The 11034-nt window shown below is 46.2% G+C and carries 9 protein-coding genes; 6 read left to right on the top strand and 3 right to left on the bottom strand.

What is annotated here, in order from left to right:
- Positions 1-25: 25 nt before the first annotated feature.
- The 3 genes from ABFV83_RS08610 to ABFV83_RS08620 form a co-directional block, all read right to left on the bottom strand.
- On the bottom strand, positions 26-355 hold the full coding sequence (locus tag ABFV83_RS08610) for a cupin domain-containing protein (protein ID WP_349948471.1): 330 nt from the start codon (positions 353-355) through the stop codon (positions 26-28).
- Between the two features lie 35 nt (positions 356-390).
- Complete coding sequence (locus ABFV83_RS08615; RefSeq protein ID WP_349948472.1) at positions 391-699, bottom strand: NUDIX domain-containing protein; 309 nt, start codon at positions 697-699, stop codon at positions 391-393.
- A gap of 149 nt (positions 700-848) precedes the next feature.
- Positions 849-1208 carry a heavy metal-associated domain-containing protein gene (locus tag ABFV83_RS08620; RefSeq protein ID WP_349948473.1) on the bottom strand — a complete coding sequence of 120 codons (360 nt, stop codon included), beginning with the start codon at positions 1206-1208 and terminating at the stop codon, positions 849-851.
- Positions 1209-1865: 657 nt separating this feature from the next.
- Between ABFV83_RS08620 and ABFV83_RS08625 the strand changes: the two genes are divergently transcribed.
- The 6 genes from ABFV83_RS08625 (at position 1866) to ABFV83_RS08650 (ending at position 10424) form a co-directional block, all read left to right on the top strand.
- Positions 1866-3077 (top strand): helix-turn-helix domain-containing protein, encoded by a 1212-nt coding sequence (locus ABFV83_RS08625; RefSeq protein ID WP_349948474.1) that lies wholly within the window; start codon positions 1866-1868, stop codon positions 3075-3077.
- A gap of 14 nt (positions 3078-3091) precedes the next feature.
- On the top strand, positions 3092-4897 hold the full coding sequence (locus ABFV83_RS08630; RefSeq protein WP_349948475.1) for a heparinase II/III family protein: 1806 nt from the start codon (positions 3092-3094) through the stop codon (positions 4895-4897).
- 144 nt (positions 4898-5041) lie between these two features.
- The gene (locus ABFV83_RS08635; protein WP_349948476.1) at positions 5042-5572 is read left to right on the top strand and encodes a DUF4489 domain-containing protein; all 531 of its coding nucleotides are present in this window, start codon (positions 5042-5044) and stop codon (positions 5570-5572) included.
- A 158-nt stretch (positions 5573-5730) separates the two neighbouring features.
- The gene (locus ABFV83_RS08640; protein WP_349948896.1) at positions 5731-6309 is read left to right on the top strand and encodes a DUF4489 domain-containing protein; all 579 of its coding nucleotides are present in this window, start codon (positions 5731-5733) and stop codon (positions 6307-6309) included.
- 11 nt (positions 6310-6320) lie between these two features.
- Positions 6321-7058, top strand: coding sequence for a hypothetical protein (locus tag ABFV83_RS08645; protein WP_349948477.1), 738 nt, complete (start codon positions 6321-6323; stop codon positions 7056-7058).
- A 555-nt stretch (positions 7059-7613) separates the two neighbouring features.
- Positions 7614-10424, top strand: coding sequence for a hypothetical protein (locus tag ABFV83_RS08650; RefSeq protein WP_349948478.1), 2811 nt, complete (start codon positions 7614-7616; stop codon positions 10422-10424).
- Positions 10425-11034: the final 610 nt, after the last annotated feature.

Raw genomic sequence — 11034 nt, forward strand, 5'->3', positions numbered from 1 at the left:
CCATCCCAAATATGACAACAGTATGTCACTGTTGAGGAACAACTGCAAAGAAAATCAAATCAGCCTTACTATCATTGACCAGGCTGTGAGCATATCCTTTGGGACAATAGTGACACATTCCTGCCTGTATGGCTTCCTCTCCGCCGTCAAAAAGCATTTTTCCTGATCCCTGTAGGAAATATATGATTTCACTGCTTGTGTCGTGGGTATGCATTCCTATGGATGCGCCTGGCTCCAGTTTTCCGTAGAGAATCTTATTGCTTTTATCTGCAAACATTTTTGCCTTAAATTCCTTTTCTCCGCCATTAAAGTGGGGGAGTATGGTTTCCTCTATTCCTTCAAAATTAATAATCATTTTTTTCTCCTTTTTTTAACTTCATTCTCCCTGTCTTAGCGCCTTTTCTTCCCGGCCATTAAAGAGGATAACTCTATTGAATGCTCCCCGTTCTCATCAAAATTCCGAACCGAATACCCGCTGACCTGCTTCAGGGTATATTCTGCTGCTCCTGTCTCCTCATATAGTTCCCTGTTTGCGGCGGCTGCGATATCCTCCTCTTTTTCCCGGTGTCCTCCCGGAAATTCAAGGGTGTTCCGGTCCTTGTGCTTACAAAATATCCATTTATTCCGGTAACGGGAAACAATAACTGCAAAATCCAGTAAATGATTCTCTACGGAATCATAAAATGTAACTTTTATCATCAGATCCCCTCCTATCTGTTATCAACTTACCATGTATGAAAAGGAAAAACAATCCATTCTTTTAAAATATTTGGAAAATAAAAAAGCAGCAGACAATAATGGATTTGCAATAAAACCATCTTTGTCCGCCGCTTTCTTTAATCAACTCTTTACTTGATCTTCCCGGGAGTGTATCCTGCTTTTCTCACCATCTCTTTCAGTTCATCCTCCGGCATCTGCTCTTTCATATGTATGACTGCCAGTTTTCTCTTTAAATCCACGGAAGCATATAATCCTTCCCGGCTATTAAACTCATTCTCCACTCTCTGTTTGCAATTGCCGCAGGTCATTCCCTCTACCTCCATGATCCGCGTATAAGGATAATGGGAAATATTTTTATCAGCAGCTTTAATTTTCTTCATTTCACTGCCGCCGCTTCCGCAACAGCCATATTTTGTTCTCTTTATGGTGCTTTTTAATCCAAAGTAGCAAATAACAATTAAAATTACGCAAATAATTGCAGTAGACATCCTGTATCCTCCTCTATTCTTTTTCTTTATTTTGCATATAAATGAATCTTAAAGATATGCCTGTACAGCCAGTTGACGCCCGATGAAGCAGGGCGCGCTGTTCACAAACTCAAGATTGAAAGATTTGTTCTTTCAATCTTCCCGGCTTTATCTACACTTTCTGCAACTCATTCTGCTTTCTGCCGGTTCAATTCTATTATAATACAATATCATGGAAAAGGTATGAGATTTCCTGATTATTTTTATCAACAACTTGTATTTCCCGTTCATTAAAAAAAGCGGCAGACCGTAGAGTTTTTAAACTCCTGCCGTCTGCCGCCTGCATTTATGATATTCCTGTGATTTACACGATTAAATTATAACGCCTGACCGGGGCTTTAAAAATGGAATTTATCTTTCATAATATTCACTTTTTATTCACACTTCTTTACTTTTTGTTAAAACATGCACTTTTTTATGATAAACAGCAATATTTTTCTTTTGTATACAAATTGACTGTTTGTATATAAAAACCAGCCGGTTTTTCATTGACATTTTATATGAAATGGGATACCTTTGTAAATATTAAAACCATTATCACAGGCTATCCAGTGAAAGAAGGGATCTTATTTTATCATGTAGAACAAACTCATCCCAAAAACCATACGGGATAAAATCATGGTTCTCACGACAATTACCCTGCTCATCACCATTCTTGCCACAACGGTCTGTTTCTCGATTTTCCAGTCCTTTTTAAGGAAAAACCAGATTCAGTCTGTGGAATTAAATGCAAAGGCCCTGGAGGAGGCAGTTAAAAAGGCCCTCTCCCGCTTAGAGAGCCTTCAGGTCTCCATGGAATACAAGAATTCAGGGCGCCCTTTACTGCAGAGCTATTACGAAAAATTCTTTATGCGGCTCTTGCATAACCTCTTTGACAGCGAGGAACAGTTTGAGCTGCAGACCAGAGATTTAAGGCTGGATTTTACGGAAGCCTGTTATTTTACCGCTCTTTGCCAGATCCGGGAGGAAGCCGGCAGGGATATGGATTATGGCAAACTCATGAACCTTTATAACAGTGCTCTGCAAATGGCAAAGGAAATTATCGGCAGGCATCTTCCCGCCTATGTGGTAAGTCTGGATATGAAGCACTTTGCAGTGGTATTTCATCTCCCTGAATTAGAGGACTATCGGGAAGAAGCTGTTTTTGATGCATTACAAAACGCTGCAGATATGATCCGGAACTATTTTAATGTAACGATTCTTACAGGAGTCGGAACTCCGGTCAGCCAGCCTTTAAAAATAAGCGAATCCTACCAGGAAGCCCATCCCCTGCGTTTTTCCCAGGCAGCAGACGGAGCCTGCAACATCCTTTACCTGGCTCTTTCCCTTCTTCCAGACGGGGAGGAGAATATGGCAGAGATTTTTTCTTCCTACAGCGACGGTTACCGCTCCATTTACCGTTTTACCAATGTAGAGCAGATCGCCGAATGGATGACAATTTTCCGTGACGGCCTTTGTAAGGTACTGAAGTCAAAACGGAAAACCTACAAAGCTCATGTCATAACCAATGTGCAAAAATACATCAACAACCACATATCGGAAAAGCTGACCTTAAACGAGGTGGCAGGTGTATTCGGCTTAAGCCCCAATTATTTAAGCATCCTGTTTAAGAAAAACTGCCCGATGGGTTTTTCTGAATACATTGCCCAGGCAAAAATCAACAGGGCCAAAGCCCTCCTATTGGAACAGGATATGAAAATCTATGAAGCTGCCGACCGGCTGGGCTTTGAAAGCGCCTTTTATTTCAGTAAAGTTTTTAAAAAAGTCACCGGGCTTTCTCCCCGTGAATTTATACAGCAAAATACCGCCAATCCTGACGAAGACAAATAAGGAGCATGCATGCCATGATTACAGAACTTACAAATGAACAAAAGAAACCTTTATCCTGTTTTTCACCCTTTCCCCATGCCTCAGACCGGAATTCCTGGGATTCACTGCCAAAGGATCTGACAGGACGTCTCATAAAAAACGGAGAAACTTATCTAAATTTTGATTACCCTTCTTTAGCTGCCGCAGATTACATGGAGTTTACCAGAAATGGAAACAGAAGCCGTTTTCAGGATAAGCTGTTTTTAAGAAGAACCGCCCTTAATTCCCTGGTCCTGGCTGAATGCGCGGAATATAAGGGACGCTTTCTTGATGATATCATCAACGGGCTTTATCTGATATGTGAGGAAAACGCATGGCAGCTTCCTGCCCATAACTCCTACATCCGCGACACACCTCCCTTTATCCTTCCTGATGTCACCCGCCCTGTCATTGATCTGTTTGCAGCGGAAACGGCCTCTGTACTGGCCGTGGCAGAGTATCTTTTAAGGCAGGAGCTTGATTCCGTCACCCCCTTCCTCTCAAAGATGATCAATAAAAACCTTGAGGAACGGATTTTTACCCCTTATCTTAACGAACACTTCTGGTGGATGGGCGACGGGGTCAGCCCCATGAACAACTGGACTGTCTGGTGCACCCAGAATGTGCTTCTCTCCGCCTTTACAAGAGAACTTCCACAGATCAAAAAGGAGGAAATATTTAAAAAGGCGTGCAAAAGCATTGACTATTTTCTGGCGGAGTATGGGGAAGACGGCTGCTGCGATGAAGGTGCCCAGTACTACCGCCACGCAGGATTATGTCTGTTCAACTGCCTTGAGGTTTTAAATGGAATTTCAGACAACGCCTTTCTTCCTGCATACGAAATCGAAAAAATCAAAAACATAGCCTCCTACATCCTGACCGCCCATATTCATGATGTCTATTACGTGAATTTTGCCGACTGCTCTCCCATTGCCGGACGGTGCGGAGCCAGGGAATTCCTCTTTGGCAAGCGGACGAAAAATGAGGAGCTTATGTCCTTTGCTGCAGAAGATTACCAAAGCAGCGAGGATCCCTTAACCCTAGAAGAACATAACCTGTTTTACCGTTTACAGACCGTCTTTACCCACAGGGAAATGACTTCCTTTGCCAAATCTCCCATTGTCCACCGGGATTTCTGGTATGAAAGCGTGGGACTTTTCATAGCAAGAGATGATCATCTTTATCTGGCCGTAAAAGCCGGGGATAATAACGACAGCCATAACCATAACGACACAGGAAGCTTTACCATTTACAAGGATGGGAAACCCATGTTTATCGACATTGGGGTGGAAACGTATACAAAAAAAACCTTTTCAAAAGACCGCTATGACATCTGGACCATGCAGTCCCGGTATCATAACCTGCCAACCTTTTTTGACGGAGAGACCCAGATCATGCAAAAGGATGGAGCCGATTACCGGGCGGAAAACGTGGTCCATCAATTAGGAGACTCAGTCTGCCGGATTTCCATGGACTTAGGGGCAGCTTATCCGGATGAACGGATCAGATCCTATACCAGGAACGCTGTACTGGAAAAGGGAAAAGAAATCACAATATCCGATCATTACGAAGGAGATCTCCCATCCCCTGTATTATCCCTTATGTTTTACGAGGAGCCTATTGTAAAGGAAGATACCGTGCAGATCGGAGATTTGGGCAGTCTTCTCATTGAAGGTGCATCGAGGATACAAAAAGAAGTAATTCCAATTATTGATGAACGTTTGAAAAATTCATGGAAACATGATGTATACCGGTTACTGATCACCATGGAAAACAAAAATCTGACCTTAAGAATCCAATAATTGCAGAAAATGGGGCAAAGAATGACAGTAAGACAAATATTGTCTAGTGAGTTGTAGCATATTTTCTTCTTGATAATATAATGTAGTATACCATGATGGTATAACGAAACATTCCTAATTATTAAGCAAAATGGAGGTCACATCATGAATGATCTTGATATGAGAATATGTGAATGCGAATGTGATGAATGTGAGGACTGTACGTGTAACTGCACATGCGAACGGCCCAGAAAGCACTTAAAACCCAACAGAACAATATTAAAATGCGGCAGTCAGGGTGGAGTAACTCTACCTGCATTAACAGTTGCAGGTGCTGCGTTTACTGTGGCTACTGTAAACGTAGATTCCAAAGGTTTAAAAAACCCGTGCATTAAATTTGAATTTGCAAGTAATATTGTAACAACCGGTGCTGTTATCTCCCTGAATTTCCAGGTATTCAAACAGTGCAAAGGCATATTGACTCCTATTCCAGTAGGACCAATCTGGACTTTCTCACGGCTTGTAGCTATTACTGATGGCAACACCTTCTCCTTCTTCGTTTGCGATTGCGATGTGTGCAACGATGACTGCTGCACTTACAGTGTAGTTGCTACGGTTGCCGGCGTTGCTACAGTTGGTGTTACTGCCATTAACAATGCAACTCTTTCCGCAATTATCGTAGATAACGACTGTTAATTTCAGTTTTAAATGGCGGGTACAAGGGATGTATGCCAATAGCTGCATAAAATAACTTTCTATCATAGATAGAGTGTTTGGCCGAACCCGGCCGAACGCTCTATCTATGAGCATTCAAATAAGGAGCTGTGGTCATTATGTATAACCGTTTATTCGGTATGTCATGCCGTCCCAATTGTCCATATCGCAGTACAGCCAATAGGAATCCACAGCCTATCCAGTCTACCCAGCCCAAAAACCTTGACCAAAGCCAGTGTTTACAAAATAATCAGAAGAGTTCCTGCGATTCACCTCCTGCAAACCAGGTTTTAATAAAGAGTTCTGCTGCGGGAGGAATCATTTTACCCGAACATACAGACAAAAACGCTACATATAACGTAGCTTCAGTTAATATAGATACTTTCAGCTACAGGAACTTTTTAATTCATTTTAATTTTTCCTGTAATATCCTTACCATCAACGCCCGTATGCATCTCAAGTTTCAACTGTTTAAACAAGGAAACGATCAGACGGCTCAGACTCCTGTCAGTTCCAGCCTGGTTTACAGCCGAAATGAGAATAGCAAAGAAACAAATACCTTTTCTTTCATGGCATATGATCATGACTCCATAGGGTACAAATGCTGCAATTACAGTGTATATGTTGAAATTATGGGCTTTGATACCATGGGCACCATTATGATTACAAATCCAGTTCTCATTGCATCTATCATTGAAAATAATAGTGGAATTGTTTAGAGGAGAGATTCATGACAAATCAAACGAATATAAGATTTATAGACTCTACCATAACTATTGAAAAAAATACGATTAGATGGGATAATCATATGATCAAAACTGCAAATATTTCTCATATATGGATGGGAAGCTGCGCTGAGAAACCATTTCCTTTCCATTTTGTTCTTATTTTATTACTCATAGCTTTGTCGGGTTCCAGCCCTGCAAGCATCATTGGTATCCTGCTGGCTCTGATCCTGTACCCCATCGCCTGGTTTTACTGGAATCGGAAACAGGAAAGTTTCATAGGTATCAATTTTGAAATCAGTTCCGGTAAAGTTTATTCTTTTATCTGCACTAACAAAGAATTTACCCTTCAGGCCTACGACCTGATCAGCGATCTTATTTCAAAAAACAGTACGGGTTCAAGCCTTCAAATCAGCTTTTTGGGGGATGGAAAGATTATTGATAACTCCGAAACAAAAGAGGAACCTTCTTCCGGCGCCCAAATGATGAACGTCATGACAAGTGCAATAAATGAACCAATCATCAGGGAACTGCAAAAATTAGCTATGCACTATACAAAAAATAGTGAAATTAATAATGAGATTTTGAGTTTGATCGAAAAAACAATCCAATCATTAAATATGAATGATAAAAATGAGGTCAAAAAATTCTTTAGCAGTTTTATCACTATGGGACTTATTAACGATTGCAATGAATTAGGGCTGCATGCTCTGATTGGTCAAATAAAAGAGAATATCTATTGACAGATATTTATTATAAAAGTTTTTTTGCCTTATACCTGAGGAATAAAACAACTTATATATTTACGATAGACAGCTCCTTTTTGATAAGTTTTTTATTATTAAAATTCTTATCGAAAAGGAGTATTTCTTTTTATTATGGTCCTTACTTTCCGAAGTAAAGACCACTGCTCTGCGTGCAGAAAGCTTTTCAGAATTCATGGTGTATCAAATGCCAGGAAAATACATACTCCTTGGAATTCCCGGCTTTATTGGTTAAATTATCTGAAATTATACAGAAACCTCCCAGATCTATGGGGCAAGTTTTGGCTATGCTGACGTCCTTAATCATCTATAAATTCAGTAATCTTCCTACAATTATCCCAGAATATTTCCTTCCGGTTCGCAGTGATCTTAGCATCATTATTAAGTTCAGTTATTTTCTAACAAACTTGTCATTCAATACATATCATAAGGTATAAAGGAGTTCGAAGTTCCTTTATATTCTGATTTTAATCTTGTATAGAACGCTTATAAGCAGAAGATCAAAATATCATACCTTAACGGGAGGGAATCATAATGAATAATTGTAGAAATTGGGACGATAATCGCTGCTGTGATGGATGCGGTTGTTGCCCTGGTCCGCAGGGACCCAGAGGCTGTCCAGGACCCAGGGGACCGCAGGGACCGACCGGACCCAGAGGGCCACAGGGACCAACTGGACCTAGAGGGCCCCAAGGACCTCAAGGACCTCAGGGACCTGCAGGGCCTCAGGGGCCAGTAGGACCTCAAGGACCTCAGGGAATACAAGGACCAACCGGGCCAACTGGTGCGACCGGTGCTACTGGTGCCCAAGGACCTCAGGGACCAACTGGCGCTACCGGCGCTACCGGCGCTCAAGGACCAACCGGACCAACTGGCGCTACCGGCGCTACCGGGGCCCAAGGACCTCAGGGACCACAAGGACCGACTGGACCGACTGGAGCTACCGGCGCCCAAGGACCTCAGGGACCACAGGGACCGACTGGCGCTACCGGCGCTACCGGGGCCCAAGGACCTCAGGGACCACAAGGACCGACTGGACCGACTGGCGCTACCGGCGCTACTGGTGCCCAAGGACCTCAGGGACCACAAGGACCGACTGGACCGACTGGCGCTACCGGCGCTACTGGTGCCCAAGGACCAACCGGACCGACTGGCGCTACCGGCGCTACTGGTGCCCAAGGACCTCAGGGACCACAGGGACCGACTGGACCAACTGGCGCTACCGGCGCTACTGGTGCTCAGGGGCCAACTGGACCGACTGGTGCGACTGGCGCTACCGGGGCCCAAGGACCGACTGGACCTACCGGACCACAGGGACCTCAGGGACCACAAGGAATTCAAGGACCTGTTGGACCGACTGGGCCAACTGGGGCTACCGGCGCTCAGGGACCAACTGGACCGACTGGCGCTACTGGTGCCCAGGGGCCGCAGGGACCAACTGGACCGACTGGCGCTACCGGCGCCCAGGGACCGCAGGGACCTACTGGACCTACTGGTGCGACTGGCGCCCAGGGACCTCAGGGACCGACTGGCGCTACTGGTGCCCAGGGACCGCAGGGACCTACTGGACCGACTGGCGCCCAGGGACCGCAGGGACCAACTGGCGCGACTGGCGCCCAGGGACCGCAGGGACCAACTGGACCTACTGGCGCTACTGGTGCCCAGGGACCGCAGGGACCTACCGGACCGACTGGCGCTACTGGTGCCCAGGGACCGCAGGGACCTACCGGACCTACTGGCGCAACTGGCGCCCAGGGACCGCAGGGACCAACTGGACCGACTGGTGCTACTGGCGCCCAGGGACCGCAGGGACCTACCGGACCGACTGGCGCTACTGGTGCCCAGGGACCGACTGGCCCAACTGGCGCTACTGGTGCGCAGGGGCCGCAGGGACCTACCGGACCGACTGGCGCCCAGGGGCCGCAGGGACCTACCGGACCGACTGGTGCTACTGGCGCCCAGGGGCCGCAGGGACCAACCGGACCGACTGGCGCTACTGGTGCCCAGGGACCGACTGGCCCAACTGGCGCTACTGGTGCGCAGGGGCCGCAGGGACCTACCGGACCGACTGGTGCTACTGGCGCCCAGGGACCTCAGGGACCTACCGGACCGACTGGCGCGACTGGTGCCCAGGGACCGCAGGGACCTACTGGACCTACTGGCGCTACCGGCGCTCAGGGACCGACTGGGCCTACCGGCGCTACTGGTGCCCAAGGACCTCAGGGGCCAACTGGACCTACCGGACCTCAAGGGCCGCAGGGACCGACTGGACCTAGCGGTGCTACTGGTGCTCAAGGACCGACTGGACCTACCGGTGCTACTGGTGCTCAGGGACCGACTGGACCGACCGGTGCTACTGGCGCTCAGGGACCGACTGGACCGACTGGTGCCACCGGCGCTACTGGTGCTCAGGGACCGACTGGACCTACCGGCGCTACTGGCGCTCAGGGACCGACTGGACCTACTGGTGCCACCGGCGCTACTGGCGCTCAGGGACCGACTGGACCGACTGGTGCTACCGGCGCGACCGGTGCCCAAGGACCTACTGGACCTACCGGACCACAGGGACCTCAGGGACCACAAGGAATTCAAGGACCTATTGGACCGACTGGGCCAACTGGCGCTACCGGCACGACTGGCGCTCAGGGACCGGCTGGACCAACTGGACCGACTGGTGCTACCGGCGCTACTGGTGCTCAGGGACCGACCGGACCTCAGGGAACAGTAGGACCTCAGGGACCACAAGGAATTCAAGGACCTGTTGGGCCGACTGGACCTCAAGGAGTAGAGGGACCAACTGGACCTACTGGACCAGCTGGCCTTGCATCAGGATATATTATTCCCTTTGCAACAGGTTATATAAACGCAACTCCTGCCACAGACTCAACCGGTGCATCATCCGCTATTTCGTTAACTGGCTTTGGAGAAAGTGCAACAACATTGACCCTGACATCCGCAACCACGTTTTCAATTAATACAGCAGATGGATGGTATGGCTTTACAATGCCAACCAATGGTACGCTTCAGTCAATTTATGCAAATTTTGCAACGGTTGCAGGATTTACACCTTCTACTAATATAACACTATATGTGGCTATTGCAACCGCCCCATCGAACAGCAATAGTTATACAATTATTACTAGTTCCATTACCCCTGCAACCCAGATTTATGCACAGGGAACTGCTTATCCTATTTATACAACCCGAGCAGGCTTCTCCACCGGGCTGAACATCCCCCTTACAGCAGGAACTCAGGTTGCAATCGTACTGGGATTCACAACAAGCGGCGGTACTCAGACACAAAGCTTGCCTTTCTTCTATTCAGGAGGCCTGTTTATTCAGTAACAAAAGGCAAACGAAAGGAATCCACCCAATTTAACTTCTAATAGTGAAAGTCTCCGCCACCCGTAAACGGTTGCCAGACGAACGGTAATAAGCCTTTATTGCCAGGCCAGCATCTTAAAATGCTGGCCTTCACTTTGTTAAAACCACGATGCATTTGACTTGTCGCAGCTCCTGAAAGGGCATTTGTACTGATTAGCCTTTAACCCATAAAAGAGAGCTGGCATTCTACAATGAATCTGGCGTATAAAACTTTTAATTTCCTGCCTTTACGCCTTGTAGACATTGGTTACTCTTTACATTAAATTCCTTGTTAAATATCTCCTTCCGCCATCCTTGTATCCCATTTCTTAATCCCATCATTTATAAAAAAATATACTCCCTAAATAAATAGTGTTTTTTCTGTCAGCTTAGAAGTTATTACATCACTTAACCAGTGAATCCTGATTTCACATGAGCCCATTTTTCTATTAAGAAACTCCCCATATTCAACAATCTAAAAGTCCATACCAAGAACCGGTCTGAACGACAGAACTTCCTGGGGGGCTGGCACTTGGCATACCGATGGGATTCTATCTCTCACACTACTTACCTACCAGTTTGTTTGCTGTTC

Source organism: Lacrimispora sp. BS-2, assembly GCF_040207125.1.
In the GTDB taxonomy this organism is placed as follows: Bacteria; Bacillota; Clostridia; order Lachnospirales; family Lachnospiraceae; genus Lacrimispora.

Excerpts from the sequence above, each read along its gene's own strand:
- ABFV83_RS08630 (WP_349948475.1), top strand. The coding sequence starts at position 3,092 with ATGATTACAGAACTTACAAATGAACAAAAGAAACCTTTATCCTGTTTT.
- ABFV83_RS08645 (WP_349948477.1), top strand. The coding sequence starts at position 6,321 with ATGACAAATCAAACGAATATAAGATTTATAGACTCTACCATAACTATT.
- ABFV83_RS08620 (WP_349948473.1), bottom strand. The coding sequence starts at position 1,208 with ATGTCTACTGCAATTATTTGCGTAATTTTAATTGTTATTTGCTACTTT.
- ABFV83_RS08615 (WP_349948472.1), bottom strand. The coding sequence starts at position 699 with ATGATAAAAGTTACATTTTATGATTCCGTAGAGAATCATTTACTGGAT.
- ABFV83_RS08640 (WP_349948896.1), top strand. The coding sequence starts at position 5,731 with ATGTCATGCCGTCCCAATTGTCCATATCGCAGTACAGCCAATAGGAAT.
- ABFV83_RS08625 (WP_349948474.1), top strand. The coding sequence starts at position 1,866 with ATGGTTCTCACGACAATTACCCTGCTCATCACCATTCTTGCCACAACG.
- ABFV83_RS08650 (WP_349948478.1), top strand. The coding sequence starts at position 7,614 with ATGAATAATTGTAGAAATTGGGACGATAATCGCTGCTGTGATGGATGC.
- ABFV83_RS08635 (WP_349948476.1), top strand. The coding sequence starts at position 5,042 with ATGAATGATCTTGATATGAGAATATGTGAATGCGAATGTGATGAATGT.
- ABFV83_RS08610 (WP_349948471.1), bottom strand. The coding sequence starts at position 355 with ATGATTATTAATTTTGAAGGAATAGAGGAAACCATACTCCCCCACTTT.